Source organism: Halobacterium zhouii, from assembly GCF_021249405.1.
Taxonomy (GTDB): domain Archaea; phylum Halobacteriota; class Halobacteria; order Halobacteriales; family Halobacteriaceae; genus Halobacterium; species Halobacterium zhouii.
In genome coordinates this window covers 1766081-1787690 of record NZ_CP089593.1, presented here as the reverse complement: position 1 = coordinate 1787690, position 21610 = coordinate 1766081, and the positions used below count along the sequence as shown (strand labels likewise).

The 21610-nt window shown below is 66.4% G+C and carries 22 protein-coding genes; 8 read left to right on the top strand and 14 right to left on the bottom strand.

Annotated features, from left to right (window positions below):
• Positions 1-2: 2 nt before the first annotated feature.
• The gene (locus LT970_RS09250; RefSeq protein WP_232686178.1) at positions 3-626 is read left to right on the top strand and encodes a class I SAM-dependent methyltransferase; all 624 of its coding nucleotides are present in this window, start codon (positions 3-5) and stop codon (positions 624-626) included.
• Positions 627-755: 129 nt separating this feature from the next.
• Here the strand turns inward: LT970_RS09250 and LT970_RS09245 are convergent, their stop codons facing one another.
• Together LT970_RS09245 and LT970_RS09240 are read right to left on the bottom strand one after the other, a co-directional pair.
• Complete coding sequence (locus tag LT970_RS09245) at positions 756-1499, bottom strand: YqcI/YcgG family protein (protein ID WP_232686177.1); 744 nt, start codon at positions 1497-1499, stop codon at positions 756-758.
• Between the two features lie 83 nt (positions 1500-1582).
• A complete protein-coding gene (locus LT970_RS09240; protein ID WP_232686176.1) occupies positions 1583-2212 on the bottom strand; it encodes a DUF1989 domain-containing protein in 630 nt (209 codons plus the stop codon).
• Between the two features lie 83 nt (positions 2213-2295).
• Between LT970_RS09240 and LT970_RS09235 the strand changes: the two genes are divergently transcribed.
• On the top strand, positions 2296-3297 hold the full coding sequence (locus LT970_RS09235) for an AI-2E family transporter (RefSeq protein ID WP_232686175.1): 1002 nt from the start codon (positions 2296-2298) through the stop codon (positions 3295-3297).
• A gap of 51 nt (positions 3298-3348) precedes the next feature.
• Here LT970_RS09235 and LT970_RS09230 read toward each other — a convergent pair whose 3' ends face one another.
• A complete protein-coding gene (locus LT970_RS09230; RefSeq protein ID WP_232686174.1) occupies positions 3349-4062 on the bottom strand; it encodes a YqjF family protein in 714 nt (237 codons plus the stop codon).
• 12 nt (positions 4063-4074) lie between these two features.
• Entirely contained in the window at positions 4075-4431 is a 357-nt protein-coding gene (locus LT970_RS09225; RefSeq protein ID WP_232686173.1) for a DUF5789 family protein, read from the bottom strand.
• A 94-nt stretch (positions 4432-4525) separates the two neighbouring features.
• Here LT970_RS09225 and LT970_RS09220 point away from each other — a divergent pair, with 94 nt between their 5' ends.
• Together LT970_RS09220 and LT970_RS09215 are read left to right on the top strand one after the other, a co-directional pair.
• On the top strand, positions 4526-5059 hold the full coding sequence (locus LT970_RS09220) for a hypothetical protein (RefSeq protein WP_232686172.1): 534 nt from the start codon (positions 4526-4528) through the stop codon (positions 5057-5059).
• Between the two features lie 117 nt (positions 5060-5176).
• On the top strand, positions 5177-6364 hold the full coding sequence (locus LT970_RS09215) for an NAD(P)/FAD-dependent oxidoreductase (protein WP_232686171.1): 1188 nt from the start codon (positions 5177-5179) through the stop codon (positions 6362-6364).
• A gap of 32 nt (positions 6365-6396) precedes the next feature.
• Here the strand turns inward: LT970_RS09215 and LT970_RS09210 are convergent, their stop codons facing one another.
• From LT970_RS09210 to LT970_RS09195, 4 genes are all read right to left on the bottom strand, one after another.
• A complete protein-coding gene (locus LT970_RS09210) occupies positions 6397-6903 on the bottom strand; it encodes a hypothetical protein (protein WP_232686170.1) in 507 nt (168 codons plus the stop codon).
• A 188-nt stretch (positions 6904-7091) separates the two neighbouring features.
• Entirely contained in the window at positions 7092-7928 is an 837-nt protein-coding gene (locus LT970_RS09205) for an endonuclease/exonuclease/phosphatase family protein (RefSeq protein WP_232686169.1), read from the bottom strand.
• A gap of 9 nt (positions 7929-7937) precedes the next feature.
• Positions 7938-8222 carry a hypothetical protein gene (locus LT970_RS09200; RefSeq protein WP_232686168.1) on the bottom strand — a complete coding sequence of 95 codons (285 nt, stop codon included), beginning with the start codon at positions 8220-8222 and terminating at the stop codon, positions 7938-7940.
• Between the two features lie 30 nt (positions 8223-8252).
• A complete protein-coding gene (locus LT970_RS09195; RefSeq protein WP_232686167.1) occupies positions 8253-9605 on the bottom strand; it encodes a glycosyltransferase family 2 protein in 1353 nt (450 codons plus the stop codon).
• Between the two features lie 229 nt (positions 9606-9834).
• Here LT970_RS09195 and LT970_RS09190 point away from each other — a divergent pair, with 229 nt between their 5' ends.
• The 4 genes from LT970_RS09190 to LT970_RS09175 all read left to right on the top strand — a co-directional run bounded on the left by LT970_RS09190 (position 9835) and on the right by LT970_RS09175 (position 14873).
• On the top strand, positions 9835-10749 hold the full coding sequence (locus LT970_RS09190) for a DMT family transporter (protein WP_232686166.1): 915 nt from the start codon (positions 9835-9837) through the stop codon (positions 10747-10749).
• A 126-nt stretch (positions 10750-10875) separates the two neighbouring features.
• Positions 10876-12207 (top strand): hemolysin family protein, encoded by a 1332-nt coding sequence (locus LT970_RS09185; protein ID WP_232686165.1) that lies wholly within the window; start codon positions 10876-10878, stop codon positions 12205-12207.
• 99 nt (positions 12208-12306) lie between these two features.
• Positions 12307-13347: a DUF7972 family membrane protein gene (locus LT970_RS09180; protein ID WP_232686164.1), complete on the top strand. Its 1041-nt coding sequence runs from the start codon at positions 12307-12309 to the stop codon at positions 13345-13347.
• Between the two features lie 323 nt (positions 13348-13670).
• Entirely contained in the window at positions 13671-14873 is a 1203-nt protein-coding gene (locus LT970_RS09175; protein ID WP_232686163.1) for a right-handed parallel beta-helix repeat-containing protein, read from the top strand.
• A 342-nt stretch (positions 14874-15215) separates the two neighbouring features.
• On the opposite strand, the gene LT970_RS09170 is transcribed toward LT970_RS09175, so the two are convergent.
• From LT970_RS09170 to LT970_RS09145, 6 genes are all read right to left on the bottom strand, one after another.
• Positions 15216-16643 carry an FAD-dependent oxidoreductase gene (locus LT970_RS09170; protein ID WP_232686162.1) on the bottom strand — a complete coding sequence of 476 codons (1428 nt, stop codon included), beginning with the start codon at positions 16641-16643 and terminating at the stop codon, positions 15216-15218.
• Positions 16644-16793: 150 nt separating this feature from the next.
• Complete coding sequence (locus tag LT970_RS09165; protein WP_232686161.1) at positions 16794-17555, bottom strand: Nif3-like dinuclear metal center hexameric protein; 762 nt, start codon at positions 17553-17555, stop codon at positions 16794-16796.
• Between the two features lie 451 nt (positions 17556-18006).
• Complete coding sequence (locus LT970_RS09160) at positions 18007-18852, bottom strand: arginase family protein (protein ID WP_232686160.1); 846 nt, start codon at positions 18850-18852, stop codon at positions 18007-18009.
• A gap of 3 nt (positions 18853-18855) precedes the next feature.
• Entirely contained in the window at positions 18856-19236 is a 381-nt protein-coding gene (locus LT970_RS09155; protein ID WP_232686159.1) for a translation initiation factor IF-5A, read from the bottom strand.
• A gap of 96 nt (positions 19237-19332) precedes the next feature.
• The gene (locus tag LT970_RS09150) at positions 19333-20994 is read right to left on the bottom strand and encodes an ABC1 kinase family protein (RefSeq protein ID WP_232686158.1); all 1662 of its coding nucleotides are present in this window, start codon (positions 20992-20994) and stop codon (positions 19333-19335) included.
• A 3-nt stretch (positions 20995-20997) separates the two neighbouring features.
• On the bottom strand, positions 20998-21348 hold the full coding sequence (locus LT970_RS09145; protein WP_232686157.1) for an Hsp20/alpha crystallin family protein: 351 nt from the start codon (positions 21346-21348) through the stop codon (positions 20998-21000).
• Positions 21349-21610: the final 262 nt, after the last annotated feature.

Sequence of the window (21610 nt, the reverse complement as noted above, 5' to 3'; positions counted from 1 at the left end):
TCATGGACTCCGAGGACGTCCGCCACGAGTGGGCGGAACGCTCGGGGGAGTATTCGCCGCGGTACTACGCGTACTACGGCCCGAACGAGACGAGCGAAACGGTCCGGCGGACCGTCGCGGAGTTCGCGGACAGCGACCCGTCGGTCCTGGAACTGGGCTGTAGCTCCGGCCGCCACCTCTCGCATCTCTACGACAACGGCTTCGAGGATCTGGCGGGCGTCGACATCAACGCCGACGCGTTCGACGTGATGGCGGACGCCTACCCGGACCTCGCGTCGGCGGGCGAGTTCCACTGCGCGGACATCCAGGACGCCGCCAGCGGGTTCGACGACGACGCCTTCGACGTGGTGTACTCCGTGGAGACGCTCCAGCACGTCCACCCCGACGACGCGGCGACGTTCGACGAACTCGCGCGCATCACGGGCGACCTCCTGGTCACGGTGGAAAACGAGGGCGACACCGGCCTGGACGAACCCCCGGAGCAGGACGTGAACTACGTCAGAGACGACGTGCCGCTGTTCTACAGGGATTGGAACCGGGTGTTCACCGGGCGCGGATTCCGCGAGGTCGAGGTGACCCAGAGCGGCCGCGACACGGCCCGGGTGTTCCGAACCGACGACCACTGAGTCGGCTGGGACCACTGAATCGACTGGGACCACTGAATCGACTGGGACCACTGAATCGACTGGGGCTACTGACGTTGGCCGGGATCACTGAACCGGCCAGGACTACTTAGCAGGCGTATTCAGGGCCGCTTAGCCCGACCAGCCGTCGATGGGGAACCCGCCGCGTCGCTCCTCGTTGTCGTCCGGGAGCACGTACTGCTCCCACTCGTGGACGCCCGGTGCCCCGTAGTCGCCGATGTCGGGGTGACGGGCCACGTCGTCGTACTCGGCCAGTCGGCCGCGGATTATCTTGCGCGCGCGCTGTCCCTCCTCTGTGTCTCCGCCGAGGCCGTCGAACACCCACCGGGGCTGTACGGTTATCTCGAGGCCGTGGGGTGTGTAGCGGCTCCGCCGGCGCTCGTAACACGGCGCTCGCGCCACCATGAACACCGGTTCGCCGGCGTAACAGAACTCCCACTCGGGGTCGCCCGGGTCCACCGGTATCTCGTCGGGCCACGGTGCCGGGTCGTGGCGGTGGAGGTACCCCAGAAGGTCCCAGAACCGCTCCCGGTACGTCTCGAGGCCGAGTTCTCCACTCGGCGGTTCGAAGAACACCGCCATCGACGTGAGGTCGGCGATGTCACGCGCGCTATCGAGGTACGTCTCGAGGCTGTCTGCGACTGCGGCTTTCCCCGCCTCGGTCGCCTCGGACGGCGCGAAGAGATACCGGATGTGGCCGTCCTCGTGGGCGTCCGTGGCGAAGTAACACGGGAACGGCGGGTCGTCCTCGGTCATCGTCCGGTCGAACGAGCGGTACCGCATCGCCTTCCACTCCGAGAGGTCACCCCGTTCGAGGGCCGCTTCGACGCCCCGGTGCGTGTGGAGTCGAGCCATGTGTCTCGCATCGATGCGCAGGCACAAATGCGGAACTGGCCGATTTGTGGCGACCGGGTTAGTCGCGTGGGCCTATCGGACGGTCAGTTGTCGTGGACCGACTCGACACAGACGGTCGTTCCGTCGGGAACGACCACGTCGATGGGTGTGAGCGTCGTGCCGCTCGCGACGCCCTCCGCCGAACAGGCCGAGACCGCGACGACCGCGTCCTGCTCCGCGCGGAACGTCACCGCGTCCCCGGCCTCCGCGGGACTCTCGCGCACGTCGAAGTACACCTGGTCCGTGACCGTCGACTCCTGGAAGACGTTCATCGTGTCCGGAACGGGGACGTCGAGGCCGTACGCGTCGAGCGCGAGTCCGAGGTTCTCCCGGCATCCGCCGGGTTCGTTCTGTCGCCCGTCGCCCGTGGGTCGGTCGGTGAGCATCCACCCGGTGCACGGCCCGAACAGGATGTCGTGGACGCCACAATCGTCCGCCGTTATCGTCAGCAACTCGTTCCCCTCCGTGGTGTACAATGCGTCCCCGGTCGAGATGCGGAGTTTCCCGTTGCAGTCGCGCGTGTAGGACTGCGCGAACGCCTCCGACGGGTCTCCGCGAACGAACGCCACGAGGTCGGCGACCTGCCGGGGTTCCGGGGTGACGACCTCGAAGGTGTCGCCCGCGTCGACCGCGAACGCCGCGCCGCTCTTCGCCGGAATGCGCGTGGTGTCCATGAGCGACCCGACGGGAACGAACACCAAAGAACTGTACCCGCGTCGGGGTGTGGCTTTATTCGGGCCGGCGTCGTTCGACCGATATGAACCTCTCGAGGGGGGTATTGCTGGCGCTCGTCGCTGTTCTCCTCCTACTGACGGTCGCGTTCGTGCTACCATTCCTCCAATACTTCCTGCTCGCCGTGCTCCTCGCGTACGTCCTCCTCCCCGTCCAGCGGACCCTCGAAACCCGGGTGAGCGACCGGATCGCCGCTTCCCTCACCGTACTCGGGGCGACGGTCGTGCTCCTCCTGCCGTTCCTCGTGGTGATTCGCTCGACCGCCGCGGAGGCGACTGCGCTCGTAAGGCGCGTCCAGCGCGGCGACCTCACGTTCGCCGTCTTCGAGAACTACATTCGCGAGTTCACCGGCGTCGAGATCGAAATCGGCCGACTCGCGCAGTCAGCCCTCTCTGGCATCGGCGCCGGCGAACTGAGCAACCTCGTCGGGGTTCTTGGCACTATCACGCACATGGTCGTCGGTTTCGGTCTCGCGCTCTTCTTGCTGTACTACTTCCTCAAGGACCGTGAGCCGTTCTTCCGGTGGCTCAGGCACACCGTGCCGCTCTCGGACGGCGTCCAGGACGAACTGTACACAGAGATCGACGACATCATGCGTGGGGTCCTGGCCGGACACGTCCTCATCGCCATCTTCCAGGGGGTGATCGCGGGGCTGGGGTTGGTCGCCGTCGGCATCCCGAGCGCGCTGTTCTGGACGGTCGTGATGGTCGTGCTCGCACTGTTGCCCATCGTCGGCTCGTTCCTCGTGTGGGGGCCGGCGGTCGTCTACCTGCTTGCCACCAGTCGGCCGCTCGCCGCCGCGTTCCTGCTCGTCTACGGCACCATCGTCGTCGGCGTCTCCGACGACTACCTGCGCCCCATCGTCGTCGACCGGTACGCGCGCATCAACCCCACCGTCGTCATCCTCGGCGTGTTCGGCGGTCTCTACGCCATCGGCGTCATGGGGCTGTTCTTCGGTCCCGTGATCCTCGGGTCGCTCCGGGCGACCCTGGACGTGTTCGCGCGCGAGTACGGGCCCGGCGAGTGAGCAGTCCCCGTTCGGCAACTCCGTGACCGCCGCCCCGACACCGCCACGCCGTCACCGCCAGCGCTTGCTCCGGGTGGTGACCACGTCGACGCCGGGACTGTAGTAACAGACCGGCTCCGCGTCCGGTGACTCGAACCGGGTCGCCTCGAACACCGTGTTCTCCGTTATCGACGTCTTCGCGTCGTACAGCGTCCACTGGTCGTGTTCGACGTTGGTGTGCCGGACGGTGCCGTTCGGCGACTGTGTGAACAGTCGGCGGCGCTCCGTCAGGAACTCGGCCAGCGACCCGGGTTCGGCCTCGAAAGCGTCTCCCGTCGGTGCGTACGAGGCGGTGAATCTTGCCGGCCTGTCGCCGGGGTGGCGCCGCCTGGACGACACCCGGACGCGGCCGCCGTCGCCCCGGGCGCGGCCGCCGTCGCGGCGGAACCGGATGCGGGCGTAGTAGTACGGGAGGAAGTGCGTGAGGCGCGCGCCGAGCACGCTGGCGAGACCCTGTGCGTCGAGGCTGAAGAAGTAGACGCCCGGTTCGCCGTCGCAGGTGACGTAGGTCCGGACGTTCAGCTCCCGGAGCGTGACGCCTGCCCACCCCGGGAGGCCCCGGGGACGGGTGTCGACGTTGACGAGCGGAACGATGGACAGCCAGCCAGTCCCGTCGTACTCGTCGACGGCGAACGCGTCGGGAACGTGCGCGTCGAGTTCGTCGGCGTCCACGGGCCAGTTCGCGAACAGCAGGTGTCGCCACCCGAACGCGACAGGGAGCACCACACCGGCGCCTCGCTACGACCCGTCGGGGGTCTCTTCGCCGTCGGGTCCCGCGTCGACGTCCTCGGCTTCTTCAGTCTCCGTCGGACTGGAGCCACCCCGGTCTGAGTAGTTCGCGCGCCCGACGCTGTCGCGGGGCATCAGGTTCAGCATCATCTGGCGAACCTCCTCGGGCGACTCGTAGGAGTCCTCCCCGATTCCCTCGAACAGTTCCCGAACCGGGATGGGGTCCGCGTTCGTCCGGTCGACCGTCTCGTCGCCGTACTGGTCGACCAGTTCGTCGGTCGTGATCGGGTACGAGATGTCCTCGAGGACGGGGTCGATGGTGGTGAAGTCGACGCCCTGCTCTCGGTCGGTGTCGTCGCTGTCCATACGCTCGATTCGGGCGCCAGCCCCAAAGGTCGTCTGGCGCCCGTGCTCGCGGACGGCGAGGCACTGACGTGCATCGAGCGCGTAGTGGGAACGAATGGTCAACGCGTTCTGGCTGGACCGAGACCCCGATAGAGCGGCCGCGTGGCTCGTGGACTCGCACGTCACGAGCAGCGTCCTCGAGTGTTCGATGGTGCTCACGACTGCCGTCCAGCTCGTCGGCTACCCGCGCGAGGACGACCTCTACTTCACGCACGCGGACCACCCGCTCACCCAGTGGGCTGCCGAGTCGCGTGCCAACTGGAAGCGCCTCCGGGCGTACACCGACGCCGCCCACCGCGAATGGCGGTACCGCTGGGACCACGGCCCGGACGAGCGACACGGCTGCTGGGCGACGGTCGAATCACTCGACCTCGACGTCGTCGACGGCCTCGATTGGCCGTCCGAGACGGCGAGCGACCCGCCACAGGTCACCGGCGAGTGGGAGGCCGAGGAGTACGTCGACGCCTACCGGTACTACTACGCGAACGAGAAACGCCACCTCTTCGAGTGGTCGAAGGACCGCGGCGAACCGCCGTGGATCGCGGCGTACACGGTTGAATCAGGAACTCACGACGACGCGGAAACGTAGCGAGCGCGGAGCGGCGTCGCAAGGCGGGCGGTAGATGCCAGCGCTGTCTGTCGCCGTACCATCTCACAACAATCCTGCGCCAACCAATAACCCGCCTCGTGTCGAACCCACGTACCGATGAGCGACCGACTATCCTGCGAGGTGGCCGTCGTCGGCGGCGGGCCCGCCGGGATGACGACGGCACTCTACACGACGCGACTCGGACACCGAACCGTCGTCCTTGAGAAGGAGGGTGGCCGACACGCGGCGGTCAGCCACGTCCACAACCTCCTCGGCGTCTCCGAGGACGTCTCCGGCCGGGAGCTGGCGGCCCACGCCGCCGAGCAACTCGTCGAGTACGGCGGCGAGTACCACAAGGACGCGGTGACCGCGGTCGAGCGAACCGGCGACGGCGGGTTCGCCGTCGACGCCACTCACACCGCGCTCGAGGCGGACCGCGTGGTGTTCGCGACGGGGTTCACAGACGTCGAACCGTCGGTGCCGGGGCTCCAGGAGTTCACTGGACGCGGCCTCCACTACTGCCTGCACTGCGACGCGTACTCGCTTGGCGACGGACCAGTGTTCGTGCTCGGTCACGGGGAGGAGGCCGCGCACGTCGCGATGCTCATGTTGAATTTCACCACCGACGTCGACCTGCTACTGGACGGTCGCGACCCCGAGTGGAGTGACGAGACCGAACGCCAGCTCCGCGCGCACCCGGTCGACCGCGTCGAGGAGGAGGCCGTTGGCGCGTTCCCACGGGAGGAGCACGAGGGCGAGCGAAGCGAGCCCTCGGAAAGAGCGAGCGGGGAGCACCAGCGACCCGCGAGCAGCGCGGCCGACCAGCGGGAGGCCACGGAACAAGCGAGCAGCGAAGGAGTGACCGGTGCCGCCGTGAACCGCCCGGCTGATTCCTGGCTCGGGGGGTTGTCGTTCGCGGACGGAACCGAGCGCGAGTACCTGGGTGGGTTCGCGATGTACGGCAAGCGGTACAACACCGCGCTACCCGAGTCGCTGGGCTGTGCACTCGCAGACGACGGCGCGCTCGCGGTCGACGAGAACTACGAGACGAGCGTCGACGGTGCGTACGGCGTCGGCGACCTCACACACGGGCAGAACCAGACGGTGGTCGCGCTCGGCGATGGCGCGAGGGCGGGCATCGCGCTCCACAAGGACCTCCGGCGCTATCCGCGCCCACCCGACGAGCCGGACGACGTCGAGGCGTCCGAGATCCCGGGAGCGCCGGACGCACTCCGCGCACGGATGCGCCTCGTCCGAAGTCGCGACACGCACGCCGGCCTCCGCGGTCCGGAACCGGACCGCTGACCGGCCTCGTCAGTGTCGGACGGAACGCCGAATCAGCTACCGGACGAACCGCTGGACGAGTCGTCGGAGGAACTGCTCGAGGAGCCACTGGACGACGAACCACCGGACGAGCCTCCACCACTCTCGTCCATCTTCTCGCCGGCCTGTTCGCTCTTCTCGGCGGCCTCCTCACCGGCCTTCTCGGTTCTCTCGGCGGCCTCTTCGCTCGCCTGTTCGGTCTCTTCGGCCACGTCCTTGCCCGTCTTCTGGACCTGTTCGCCGGCCTTCTGGGACTCCTCCTCGACCCGGTCGGCCATCGTCTCGCCGCCCGTCTGTATCGTCTCGGCGGCCTGCTCGCTCGCTTTCTTGGTCCGGTCGGCAGTCTCGTCCACCGCGTTCCGGAGTTCGTCGGTCGGATTCCGCGACCGCTGTAGCCAGTAGCCGACCGCGAGCGCGGCGCCCCCGAGCACCATCAGCAGGCGCTTCCCCCAGCCGTTCGACTGGTTCGCCGGTCGTATCTCGACGACCTTGTCGTTCGAACTCCTGATCGCGTCTGTCACGGCCTCCTCGATCTGTTCTTCCGTTTCAGTCTCCGAAGACCTGGACGACCGTCTCAGCGCCGGGCGTTTCAATTTCATTGCGACGTAGTCGAATGATGGGGCGTGCGGTCAAAAACAGTTGTTACCAATCGAACCAGTCGGCGTTCGCGCTCGCTGTCGTCACGCGCCTGTGAGAGACGCGGCAGTGGTCAGGCCGTGTGGTTGTACTGCACGACCGTCAGGATGGGAAGGTGGTCGGAGGGGTACTGTCCCTCCTCGTCGAGGTCCGAGCACGTCCCGTGGACGTTCACGTCCAACTCCTCGGAGACGAAAACGTAGTCAATCTTCTTCTCGGGGACGAGGTCGTGGAAGTCGGTCATCGTGGTCAACGGGCCGTGGTGCGGGATGTCCGACCGATAGTGTGCGTCGACGAGCGCCCGTCCGTGCTCGCGCTCTGCCGTGAGCGTCCGGTAGACGTCTGTCGAGGGGCGCGCGTTGAAGTCGCCGGTGACCACGAACGGCGTCTCCGCGGCGACATCGTCGATTCGGTCGCGGAGCAGTCGCGCGCTCTCTAGTCGCGCCGTCTCCCCCCGGTGGTCGAAGTGCGTGTTGAAGTGGTAGAACACGTCGTCGGTGCGGCGGTCGCGGAACCGCGAGTACCGGACGAGTCGCGGGAGCATCGCGTCCCAGCCGCGACTTCCCGGTTCCGAGGGCGTCTCCGAGAGCCAGAACTCGTCCTCGCTCTCGGCGTCGAGGTAGTCGGCGTCGTAGCCGATGGCGACGTACTCGCCGGCGTTCTCGCTCTCCGAGCGCCCCCCGGTCAACCACTCGAACGCCGGCAGTCGCTCGCTCAAGTCCCGCACCTGCTCGGGGGCCGCCTCCTGCAGGCCGACGAGTTGCGGGCGGTGAAAGCGGATGCAACTGGCGACGTCGTCGCGGCGGTTCTCCCAGACCTGCTCGGCGTCGTTCGGGTTCGCGTACCTGACGTTGTACGTCAGGACGGTGAGGGACGGCGGCGACGGCGGTAACCCGGAGTCGTCAACCATGTGGTGGACTCAGGAGTAGAGTTCCGCCGCGATCTGTTTCTGTTTCCCGTCGACGAGCTCGGAGATGATCTCGAAGTCAGTGTTCGAGAGGTTCGGGTTCCCGGTCGACGCGCCGCGAACCATCGACAGTCGGCACGTCAGGTAGCCCCGAACCCAGTTCTGGCCTTCCGACGTGAGTCGCTCTCTGTCGCGCAGAGCGTTCTCGTCGGGGAGGCCGTCCCGTAGGCCGTTCGCGATGCTCGCCGAACGGGACTCGAGCACCTGCCTGAGGAACTCGCGCTCGTAAGCTTCCATCTCCACGTTCTACGTTACCGAGACACAAATTCATTCGGGGGTGCTGGCGTCGCCGTCGTCGCTCGTGCTCGTCACGTACCGCGCTGGGCGCCGCAACACGAACTCCTCGATGAACGAGGCGACGACGGCCCAGACCTGCACGGCGACGTACGGCCACAACAACAGCGGCGCAGCGTACTCTCGGCGGTCGTGCCGGTAGCCGTCCCGCGCGTCGAGCGCAAGCATCCCGTACGAGGCGACGAACGGCGTGACGAACACGAACGCCGAGAGCCACCGAACGACCGGGGATTGGGTGACTGCCGTCAGCCACACGCCGGCCGCCAGGGGCGCGGCGAGGACGAACACAGGGAGCGCGAGCAGCAATCCAAGCGTCACCGCGAAGTCGACGCGTGCGGGGAGCGCGGGCGGCCCGTCGCGGAGCGCCGCCCCGAAATACCGGCGAGCCACCTGCATGCCCCCCCGGGCCCACCGCTTACGCTGGTGCCACCAGGCCGACACAGACGCAGGGTTCGTCTCCCGCGTAACGATGCCCGGGTCGACACGGACGGTGCCACCGGCGCGCTGGAGACGGTAGGCCATATCCAGGTCTTCGAGGAGTACCGACTCGTCGTACTCGCCGGCCGATTCGAGTGTGGCGGCCCGGAAGAACGCCTGTCCGCCCGTGAAGAGGGTGAATCCACCGAGGCGGTCGCGGGCCACGAACTCGGTTCGTTCGACGAGATTCCGATCCGCGGTGGCACAGAGCGCCACGAGGGACTCCCCGGGATTAGTCCCGAGGCACCGCCCTTTCACGCAGACCACCGCGTCGTCTGCGAACCATCGAACCGCCCGCCGCACCGCTCCGGATTCGAGTCGCTGGTCGGCGTCGAGCACGCCGACGACACTGCCGGACACCGCCGTGAGTGCGTGGTTGGTCGCACTTGCCTTCCCACCCGGGGATGCGTCTCGCTCGACGGCCGTCACCTTCGGGTTGTCGTCCGCCGCGGCCTTCGCGATGGCTGCCGTGTCGTCGGTCGACGCCGCCTCGTAGCCCACCACGACCTGCAGTCGGTCGTCCGGATAGTCGACACTCGTGCAGGCGTCGATGGTCGCCGGCAGCACGTCAGCCTCGTTGTACGCCGTGACCACGAGGCTCACCGATGGCAGTTCCGCTGACGGTCTCTCGGCGGGCGGTTCACGGCGCGGTGCCGCGGCGACGACGGCGACCACGAGACGAACGGCCGCCCCGACTCCTACTGCGAGGGCCGCCAACGTCACGAACCGGGCGTACACCGGCACGACGAGACCGGGCACGACGAGCACGACAGAGAGCGCGGCAGCGGCGCCGGCGGTCGCGACGCTGCGAGCGGAGAAGGCGGTGTCGCTGGGCGTGAGCGTCTCCACACCAGGGTGACGTTCGCTGACACGAAAAAGCCGTGTGGCGAATCCGGCGATTCACACGCCACAAACGGAGGCGTCCGTCTGTGAATCCACTACTGTTCGATAGCGACTGACGCTGTCGCGGGCCGCCTCGTGGTGGACCCGCTGTTTCGTGCGTGAACGTAGCGAAGTATCGGACACGTTTACTGTCACGAAGGATACGTGACTCTGCGTCGAACAGCGTACCAGAGTCGTGTCACATTCACAAACTGTCGGACTGTTCCTCCTCGCCACGCTCCTCTTCGGAACGGCGTTTCCGGCCGTCAAGACGGGCCTTTCGTTCATTCCGCCGCTGTTGTTCGCCGCCAGTCGGAACTATCTCTCCGCCCTCCTCCTGTTGGCCTACGTCGGCGCGACGAAGGAGTACTGGACCCCGCGCTCGCGCCAGGACTGGCTGGCGGTGCTCGCCGGCGGCGCCTTCATGATCGGTGGGACGGGATTCGGCTTCGTCGGCCAGCAGTTCATCAGCAGCGGCGTCGCCGCAGTCATCTTCAGTTTCTCCCCCGTCGTCACCGGACTCCTCGCGTGGGGGTTGCTGCCAGCAGAGCGACTGAGTGGTCGGGACTACCTCGCTGTTCTCGTCGGTTTCGTCGGCGTGGCAATCGTCGTTCGCCCGGACCCGGCGCACCTCGTCGACCCCGACGTCGTCGGCAAACTGTTGGTGTTACTCGGCGTGTCGGTGGTGGCGCTCGGCACCGTCCTCGTCCGCCGGAGCCACAGCACCATGCCGATTCCGGCGCTCACCGGGTGGGCGATGCTGGTCGGCGGGTCGTTCCACGCCGGATTCGCGCTCGTCACGGGCGAATCGATGGCTAGCGTCGACCTGACGCCGCTGGCAGTTGCGACGGTCGTCTATCTCGGCGTGTTCGCCGGCGCACTCGGATTCGTCAGCTACCTCACCCTGATGGGGACGGTCGGCCCGCTGAAAGCGACTCTGGTGACGTACCTCGTGCCGCTCGTCGCCCTCGGTGTCGGCTGGTGGTTCCTCGGCGAACGAATACAGCCGGTGGTGCTCGTCGGATTCGCCGTCATCGTCGCCGGATTCGCGCTACTGGAGAGTCGGGAACTCATAGCGGAACTCGGCAAATACCGCGGAGCGTTCCGGTGACGTGCGGTCGGAGACCATCACTCGACATCCTCCGTGGACAGTGAACGAGACGAACGCAGCGCTTTCGGTCCGTACACTGGTGTGAGCATCCACTCCCTACAAGTTCCCACACGGTGATGGGATGGTATGGTGGATCTGATATCGGTGGGGGGACTCCTCCTCGCGTTCTTTCTCGTCGTCATGAACGGGGTGTTCGTCGCCGCGGAGTTCGCGTTCGTCAAAATCCGGCCGACCCGCGTGAACGCGCTCGTCGAGCAAGACAAACCCGGCGCAGGCCTGGTGCAGGACGCCATCCAGGACCTGGACGGCTACCTCGCGGTCAGCCAACTCGGAATCACGCTCTCCTCACTCGGACTCGGGTGGATCGGCGAGCCTGCGGTGGCGGCGCTCATCGAGCCAATCCTCGAGCAGTTGCTCCCCGCCAGCGCGATTCACCTCGTCGCGTTCGTGCTCGGGTTCGGCTTCATCACGTTCCTCCACGTCGTGTTCGGCGAACTCGCACCGAAGACGTTCGCCATCCAGGAGGCCGAACGAATCGCGCTCCTCGTCGCGCCGCTCATGAAGTTCTTCTACTACGTGTTCATGCCCGGTATCCTCGTCTTCAACGGCACTGCCAACTACTTCACCCGACTCGTCGGTGTCGAACCGGCGGCCGAGAGCGAGGAGACGCACAGCGAGGAGGAGATTCGGATGATCCTCACACGGTCACAGGAGACGGGACACATCGACCTCGACGAGGTCGAGATGATCGAGAGCGTCTTCGAACTCGGCGACACCGTCGCCCGCGAGGTGATGGTTCCGCGCCCGGACGTGGAGACGGTCGCCGCCTCGATGCCGCTCTCGGAACTCCGGTCGGTTGCCGCCACTGGAACCTACACGCGCTATCTCGTGCTCGACGACGACGGGGAACAACCGGTTGGTTTCGTCCACGCGAAGGACATCCTTCGGGCGATCGAAACCGAGGCGGACCGCGACGACCCGGTCACCGCGCGCGAACTGGCACGAGAGATCCTCGTGGTCCCGGAAACCCGACGCATCGACGATATTCTCGCCGAGTTCCAGACGCGCGGCGGCGGACAGATGGCCGTCGTCATCGACGAATGGGGAGTCTTCGAGGGAATCGTGACCATCGAGGACATCCTCGAAGAGATCGTCGGCGAGATCCGGGACGAGTTCGACACGGCCGCCCAGGAACCCTCTATCGCGGAAGGGGACGACGGCGGGTACGTCGTCGACGGCGGCGTTCCAGTCCAGATGGTGAACGACCGTCTGAACACCGAGTTCGAGAGCGACGACGTCGAGACTATCGGTGGGTTCGTGTTCAGCCACCTCGGCAGAGCGCCCGAGGTCGGCGACCAGGTCGAACAGAACGGCTACACACTCCGGGTCGTCGCCGCCGAAGACACTCGAATCGAGCGCCTCGTGGTCCAGCCGTCCCAGGAGGGCGACAGCGGATAGTTCGGTTCGCTCGGGTCCGTCGAGTACTGTCGCCCAGCCGCCGGTGTTCGTGACAACAGTCCAAACGGTTTACTGGTGTCGCACCGAAGTACCACGGTAGTGAGTGAACCGAAGTCAGAGGCTGTCTCCAGCAACACGATGGCGGAACGCGGGGGAGACAGCACCCTGAAGATCTGGGTACTGGTGTACGCGTCCCGCTGGACACTCACTATCATCTCGATTCTCGCGCTGTTCGTCGGTCTGGTCGCGCTCATGGAGTTCGGGCCGAGCACGACGATGAAAATACTCACGACGGACGACATTTCGACGATGTTCTCGGCCATCGTGGGCGCGATAATCACCAGCGTCACACTCATCCTGACCGTAACCCAGCTCGTCATCTCACAGGAAATTGGTTCGCTGAGCGAACAGAACGACCGACTGGAGGCCCAGAAAGAGTTCCGGGGGCGCGTCGAATCCACGCTCGGACTGGACGTCAGCCCGTCCGAGCCCGCCACCTTCTTCCGAGCGCTGGTCGAGGAGACCGCAGAACAGAGCACCGCGTTGCGCGAACTCGCCGACGGAAATCAGTTCGACGGCGCGGACGAGGTCACCGCATACGCTGAGGGGGTCCTCGAACACGCCGAGATGGTGCGCGAGGAACTGCGCGGCGCGGAGTTCGGGTCGTTCTCGGTGCTTTCGGCCGTGTTGGACTACAACTACTCGCAGAAAATCCACGACGCTCGTCGACTGAAAAACGAGTACGGGAGGGAGATAGGCGAGGATGTGGACGCCGCAATCGAGGAACTCATCGAGACGCTGCGTTTCTTCGGCCCCACAAGGGGATTCTTCAAGACTATCTACTTCCAGTGGGAGCTCATCGACGTCTCGCGCGCGATGGTGTACTCGGCCCTCCCGGTTCTGGGACTTTCTGCGTACATGATTCTCGCGTTCGACGCACAAGACGTGGCAGGAACCGTCGCGGGAATCCAGAACGTCTACCTGGTCACGAGTGCGGCGTTCGCGTTCTCGTTGACTCCGTTCGTCCTGCTGTTGGCGTACATCATCCGCATTCTCAGCGTCCTCAAACGAACACTCGCTCCCGGGTCGTTCGTCCTCCGTTCGACGGACAGAGAAGAGGAGATACGGTGGACCGAGTAACCACACGGCCGGCGAACGGGTCGTCACGGGACTCTCTGCGTCGGAAACCGTCTGTTACCTGCCAACGGCCCGAATTGAGTTGTCGTCTCACGCGAGTCCGGTACAGTTCTCTTCCTCGAACTGTCCGGAAGGGCGTCCGGAGGACGTATTCCCGGATCGGTCGGGAGAAATTCGCATTCGGTTCCGTCGTGGCCCCAACACACTGACGGTTACCGTTGGAGTGTGGGTTGATAACAAAGAGCAGTGATGGCGAACCGGCGGGTATGCTTCGACCAGACGTAGTGACGGAGTGGAACAGACGCCGGACGCTGGCCACAGTGCTGGTGGCACTGACCGTCCTCGCTGCGGGCGCGGGCGTCTCTATCGGGGGAGCGACCACGAGTGCCGACCGAGGCGATGTCCAGCAGGCGACAACCATCGACACCTGCACCACTATCGACGAGCCGGGAACGTACCGGCTCACCGAGTCAATCGAGAACGGCACCGCGGACACCTGCATCGAGATTCGGGCGAGCGACGTCCACTTCGACGGTGGCGGCCACACCATCGACGGACCCGTCTCGCGCCAGAAGATAACCGACGCGCTGCAGGGTCCACCACCCGAAGCAGGCGTCGGCATCGGCGTCCATCCCGGTGACTCCACTGCGCTCTCGAACGTCACCGTCACGAACGTGGCCGTCACCGAGTGGTTCCGGGGTATCAGCGTTCGAAACACCTCACGGACGACAATTCATGACGTTACGGTTTCCACCACTGGCGTCGGTGTGGACCTCGCTGGTGCGACCGGCTCGACGGTGGTCAATGCCACCGCCTCTGAGAACGTTGCGTTCGGAGTGCAGATAGTCGGGTCCCCCGAGAGTACGGTGCAGAACGTTACGGCGAACGACAACGGGTTCAACGGAGTCCACGTGGTGGACTCCGTCGATAGCACAGTCCGCCGGGTCACGGCGACAGCCAACGGGTTCAGCGGAGTCGAGATGACGAACTCGTCCGAGAGCACGGTTCGCAACGTCACCGCGACCGAGAACGGCTTTCGGGGCTTCGGGGTGGTTGACGAACCGATCGGGAACGTCGTCGAGAACATGACAGTCGTCGACAACAACTTCAGTCAGAACGGTTACGCCGGCATCGTCGTCTTCACCACCACGAACAGCACGTTCCGGAACAACAGTGTGGCCGGTACCCAGGGCATGCTCCCGCCGGGGCGGAATCCGCCAGTCCCCTCCGCTGGCATCATCGTCGACGGTGCCTCCGGAAACGTGTTCACGGACACCGATGCTCGGAACCAGTCGGCGTGGGCGTACGTTGCGGTGAACGGCGCGACGAACACCGTGCGGAACCTCCAGACCGACGGCACCTCCGTCTCCTTCGAGGCCCGGGATGTTGCGCTCGGGCAAGCCACGACGGGACCACCGAGCGTGGACGACGGGACGACACTCGCTGGCGGCGTGACAGTGACGAACACGAGTGCAGACGCGTTCATCGACCTCGAAGTTGCGTGGACAACGCAAGAGGAGGATGGCTGATGCACAAGAATTCCCGGGGTTCGTCGGCCAAACGACGGATTCCACCGGTCGAGATAAACAACTCTCGACTGTACCCACCTGTTCACACCTCGACCGTACTCACCTGTTCACAGTTCAGTTAGAAAACGCATCCCCGATAGCGGAGATGCGGACCTCGGCACTCATAGGGCTCGTCACTTCCGGGAGCCACCCCGGGTCGGCCCGGTGGCGTCGTCATCGGCCGGTCGTTGATAGCGCCCGCGCCACCAAAACGCCTGCGTCGCTCGTCTGTCGGCTGGCAGCAGTAGGCGGCAGTCGGCTAGAAGCAGTACGGAGTGAGTCGTCGGTCACCCCCTCCGCTCGTCAGTCGTCGGCGTCCGGGGTCGCAACCGCGTCGTCGCGCTCGCCGCCGTCGTCGGCAGACTCGCTGGCGCGCCCATCGCTGTCGTCGTCGCGGCGGCGCGGGAAGTGCTCGATGGTCGCCTCGCGGAACGCCGCCTCGTCGAACTCGTAGTCGTCGCCGAGGAACTCCACGACCTGGTTGGCGTCCCGCATCGCGTTCTTCAGGCACGTCGAGGCACCGGGGGAGGGCGTGATGTTGAAGATGACGCCGTCGCCCGTGAGTTTCGCCTCGCCCATGTCGAGAGACTTCTCGCTTGTGTCGACGATCTGGGGGCGCACGCCGCCGTAGCCCGTCGCGCGCTCGATGTCCTCGAGGTCGGCGCTCGGCACGACCTTCTGGACGTGCGGGAGGAACGCCCGGCGCCCGACCTCGGGCACGTCGTAGACGAGGTTCCGGAGGACGTACGGGAGGAGCACGCGGTCGGCGAGCACGTTCGCGTAGCTCAGGAACGACGCGACGTTCAGGCCGAACACGTCCAGGAAGTCACTGACCGTGGAGAGGCGGCCGCGCTCGAGGGTGGGCACGAGTTTCGCGGTCGGCCCGAATCGCGTGATCGAGTCGTCGTGCACGTCGGCGTCGCCGTGCACCGCGGCGAACGGGAGTTTCTTCATCTGGAGCGTGTACACCTTCCCGTTCAGGAAGTCCTCCGCGAGGAAGAAACTCCCCGCGACCGGGAGCAACACGAGGTCCTCGCCGTAGCCGAGTTCCTTCGCCATCTGGAGGCTGTGTGAACCCGCGGCGACGACGGCGACGTCTGCGTCGAACCGCCCGCCGTCCGTGTCGATAGCGTAGCCGTCGTCGGTCTCCGCGATGTCCGTGACCTCGGTGTCCGTGTAGACGTCCACGTTCGCTTCTTCGCGGGCCTGCTCGACGAAGGACTTCGCGGTCCGGCCGTAGTCCACGACGTAGCCGTCGGGCGTCTGGAGCGCTCGGAGGTCGGTGTCCGGGTCGCGGCCCTCCACGACCTTCGGTTCGACGTCCGCGATCGCCTCGCGCTCGAGCACGTCGAGTTTCGGGAACAGGTCGCCGAAGCCCTCGTCGTGGTAGCGCGCCTCGAGTTGGTCTGTCTCCTCGTCGCCGACCGCGAGCACCATCTTCGAGCGCTTGCTGTGCATCTCCCGGTCGGGGTCGTGGTTCTCGAGGTAGCCCGCGAGGAGTTCTGCGCCCTCCTTTACTTCCTCGGCCTTCTCGAGGGTGTAGTTCGTCTCGATGTCCCCGAAGTGGAGCGTCTGGGAGTTGTTCGTGTGGTGGGAGTTGATAGCCGCCACCTCGGACTCCTTCTCCACGAGCGCGATGGAGCCGACGTCGGTGAACTTCGCCGCGGTGTAGAGGAGTGACGCCCCGCTGATACCGCCTCCGACGATGACGAGATCGTGTGATTCAGACATGTATGGAAGGTGTGAAGGGTCGCTCGAAGCGAATCGCTCCAGGCTGATAACTCGTCCCTTCTCCGAAGACTACACTCGACCCCTGACGAAGTCGAATTCGTCAGATGCGGAACCCGGCCGTCGGTGCGTCGTGGTGGTTAGCCAGCGGAATCAGAGTCCGGTCGGGTGGTCGACGAACGTCGTCTCCAGGCCCCACGCTTCGGCCTCCGCCTGGAGCGCCTGCACACCGAACGTCTCCGTGGCGTAGTGGCCGGCGAGGAACACCGAGACGCCGGCCTCGCGGGCCTCGTGGTAGAGCTTCTGCTTGCCCTCGCCGGTGACGAAGGCGTCCGCGCCCGCGGCCTCGGCTTCCCGGAGCCAGTCCGCGCCGCCGCCGGTCAGCACCGCGATTTCGCGGAGTTCCTCGGGGCCGAAGTCGAGTACCTGCACTGGTTGGCCGCCGGTGTCCAACTCGGATTCGAGGCGCTCGCGGAGGCTCTCCGCGGTGTAACTCTCCGAGGCGGTCCCTTTCACACCGGTGTGTTCGGGTCCCGACTCGGCGAACGGCGCGCGGTTCTCCAGGCCGAGGACGTCCGCGAGGCGCGCCGCGTTCCCGAGTTCTGGATGCCCGTCCAGCGGCAGGTGGGCGGCGTACAGCGCACAGTCGTTCCGGATCAGCGGCGCGACCCGGTCGTACTCGTGGCCCGTCACCGAATCCAGACCGCCCCACACGACGCCGTGGTGGGTCACCAGTAGGTCTGCGTCCCACTCGACTGCTTTCTCGATGGTCTCGACGGCCGCGTCCACCGCGAACGCCACGCGCTCGACGTCCATCTCCCGCGACCCCACCTGCAGGCCGTTCGTCGCGGCGTCCGCGTAGTCGTCCACGCGCAAGCGCTCGTTCCAGTCGCTCGCGATTTCAGAGAGTTGCATAGTAGGGACGGCGGGCGCCGGGAACTTCTAGGCGTCGGCGCTAGGTGGAGTCTGCGTGGTTGATTCGAGGCCTGTTCTGGCCGCCGTGGACTGAATCGCTTCTGTGGCCTCCCAGAAAGCCCCGGCCCTGTCGCGGTCGCTCGCCAACATATCCGCTCACTCGCTTCGCTCGTTCACGGATAGGGGTCGGCGAGACGACTACACGAGCGCGACAGGGCCGCCCCTTTCAGTCCGACCTCCTGCCGGCTGAGCAACCGGCAGGGAGGGGCCGAAAGGGGCGAGGCTGTAGACGAAGGCGGACGACGTTAGCACCGCAGCCGAAGGCGAGGAGCGCAACGAGTCCCCCGAGTCTACAGCCTCGGGGCTTTCTGGGTGTCTGCAGAGGTAGTTCGGTACACTGCAGCCGCGGCTTTCGAACTATCTACAGAAGCGACCACAATTCCTACCAGCACTAGTCCGCGTTGGCGTGCACGAACTCGCGGACCAGTTTCGCGGCGAGCGTCGCGGCCTGGCCGTCGTCGCGGTCGTTCACCTCGACGACGTCGAACGCGGTGGCGTGCGGTGCGACGGCCCGGACGACGTCCCGCATCGTCGAGGAACCGAGGCCGAACGGCTCCAGCGTGCCCGTACCCGGGGCGTACGCGGGGTCGGCGGCGTCGACGTCCACGCTGAGGTAGACGTCGGTGCTGGCATCGCCGTCGGTGCTGGCATCGCCGTCGCCGCCGGCATCGTCGCCGCCGAACTCGGGCGTCCAGTCGGCGGCGTCCTCCGGCGGGACGACCGTGACGTCGCTCTCGGCGGCGCGCTCCCATTCGGCTTCGCTGCCCGCGCGAGCGCCGACGACCACGACCTCGTCGACGACGTCGAGCGCGTGGCGCGCGACCGTCGAGTGGCTCAGGGGGTTGCCGTCGAGTTCCTCGCGGAGGTCGAGGTGGGCGTCGAGCATCACGAGCACGTCTGGGTCGGCGGCGCGCACGCCCGCGATGCTCACGGTGTGCTCGCCGCCGAGGAGAACGGGGACGGCGCCGTCGCGGTGGATGTCGGTCAGCACGCCCTCGAGATATTCGAGGTACTCCGCGGCGTCGTCCCACGCGTGGACGTCACCGTGGTCGTGGACGCCGCGCTGAGAGAAGTGCGCACGAGAAGTGTGGTGGTAGTCCTCGAACGTCCGCCCGAAGCGACGGATGCGCTCCGGGCCGAACCTCGTTCCGGGCTGGAACGACGTCGAGACGTCGAGGGGCGCACCGACGACCACGTACGCCGCGTCGTCGCGGTCGGCGCGTGCGCCAGGGAACATACCTTAGTCGAGGATCTTCCGCTGGCCTTCGAACTCGAGGTACTCGATGTTGTCGTCGGCCTGCACGTCGATGTCTCCGGGGATCTCCATCGTCACCGTCTCGTAGGTGTCGAGGTCCATGACCTGCGCGACGGTCTCAGACTCCTTGGAGACGATCTGGCCCTGCTTGCGGCCGATTATCGGCACCCAGATCTTCGCGTCGACGGGCTGACTGAGCGAGCGCTTCTTCTCGTCGAAGACGCCCTCCGCGTCGATGCGGGCCTTCGCGCTACCGTGCTTGCCCGGCTTCGCGGTGCTGTAGGAGTTGATCTTGCAGGCGGCCTCCTCGACTATGACGTAGTTGCCTTCCTGCAGTTCGCGCACTTCCTTCTGCTCTTTCGCCATGCAATCTGATTCTTCCCTGTTCGTATAAACGGTTTGGAACGCTCTCTGGGCGGGAGAGCGCCACACGGCCGGGTACTCAACTCCTCGCTCGGGGTGTTATTCCCGCCGGCGCTCTCGGAGATTCTGGCGCGTGAACTGCGGAGTCGCCCGGATGCCGCGGCGCTCCTTGAACGACCGGTAGAGCGCCGCCGCGACGAGCAGCGTGAACGCTGCGGAGACGCCGGTGGCCGCGAGGTCCGCGGTGACGTACAGTAGCGCGGTCGTCGGCACGCTCGTCGCGAGCACGAGACCCAGGACGATGCGGCGAGCGAGGCGGTCGACGACGCCGTCGCCGTCCTCGATGTCGGCGCGCACGTAGAAGTCGTCGCGGTCCACGCGGTCGAGGGCGCGTTCGATTTTGGGCGCGAGGCGGATCGTCGACTGGGCGGACTCGCGGACGTCCTCGGCGGTCTCGGTGGCGAACTGCCGGATGGACTCCTCGCGGTAGCCCTGCTCGGTGAGGTACTCGGTCGCCACCGAGATGAAGTCGAACTCCTCGTCGAGGGTCACGCAGACGCCCTCCACGACGGTCGCGACGCGCAACACGAGCGCGAGGTTCGACGGCAGACGCAGCGGGAACTCGTAGATGGTGTCCTCGACCTTCCCGACGATCTGCTGGACGCGGTACGTCTCGATGTTCTCCCCGCGCGCGTCCTGGATGGCGAGTTCCATCACCTCCGCCATCGTCGCGCGGTCAGCCTCCGGGGAGAGGGTCCCCATGTCGATGAGCGCGTCCAGGATGGCGTCGATGTCCTGGTTGGCGACCGCGACGTAGAACTCCACGATGGTGTTCTGGACGTGCTCGTCGACCCGGCCGCTCATCCCGAAGTCGTAGAAGACGACGGTGCCATCGGACTGTACCGCGAGGTTCCCGGGGTGGGGGTCGGCGTGGAACACGCCGTCGTCGATGATCATCTTGAGGTACGCGCGCTCGACGGTCTCGGCGACCGCCGAGCGGTCGACGCCCTGCTCGTCGAGTGTGTCAACGTCCGATATCTTCGTGCCCGGGATGTACTGCATGGTGAGCACGCGGCCACCCGAGTGGGTCTCGTACACCTCCGGGACGACGACGTTCGGGTCGTCCGCGAAGTTCGCCCCGATCTCCGAGAGCATCTCGGCCTCCCGGACGTAGTCCATCTCCTCGCGGATGGTCTTCGCGAACTCGTCGGTGAGGTTCTCCAGGCTGAACGCCCGCGATTCGCCGACGAATCGCGCGATGAGTGGCACCGTCCACCGGATGACGCGGAGGTCCGCCTCCACGAGCTCCTCGATGCCGGGCCGCCGCACCTTCACGGCGACGCGCTCGCCGTCCACCTCGGCGGTGTACACCTGCCCGAGACTCGCGCCGCTGACGGGGTCAGTGTCGAAGTCGTCGAAGGCGTCCTCGACGGGGCCGAGTTCCTCCTCGAGGACGACCCTCGCGTCCACCCAGTCCGCGGGCGGCACGCGGTCCTGGAGTTCCGTGAGCACGTCGACGTACTCCGGCGGGAGCACGTCCGGGCGCGTGGAGAGCAACTGTCCGAGTTTGATGAACGTCGGGCCGAGGGTCAAAAGCGAGTCGAGCAGGCGTTGGGCGCGCTCGACGCGCGTCTCGCTGGTGACTCGACGCTGGCCGCCGAACAACACGAACCGCCGGCGGTCCCGCAGGTAGCCCCAGACGAGCGGCAGGAACTGCCAGGCGACGACGACGAAGCGTCGATACGACCGGAGCAGCGCCACCGTCTACTCCTCGATGGGAACGTGACGGGCCTCGCCGCCCTCCTTCGGCAGCCGGACTTCGAGCACGCCCGATTCGACGCTCGCGCTCGACCCGGTGTCGGTAGCGTCGAGCGGAAGCGGGAGTTCGACGTCGAGGAACAGCGACCGCTCCTCCCTGCGGTACTCGAACTCCGACGGGACGTCTTTCTCGCGGTGTGCGTCGACGACGAGTTTCTGCCCCTCGACTCGGACGTCGAGTGTGTCCGCGGTGACGCCGGGCACGTCGACGACGAGCAGATACTCGTCGTCACTCTCCAGTACGTCGACGAAGACGGCGTCGGGGAGGTTCCCCAGTGCGTCTCGAAGGCGGGACATGTCGCTACGTTCGTGGGGCGGGGCGAAAAGTCCGGTGGTCGCGGCGACAGAACTCAGTCGAACGGGGGTGGCGCGGCGGTCACCGATCGGACCCGGCGGGGTTCGAGGTGAGTGCCGCGCGCTGTACCTCTGACATCGAGTCGACACTGACTGCAACCGTGTGGGGTCACGCGTAGTGGGGGAGGGGTCGCGTGACCCGTTCGCCCCGGCGCCGGCGGTGAGGGGGAAGGGATGCCCGCCGGACGTGGGGCGGATGCGTGGT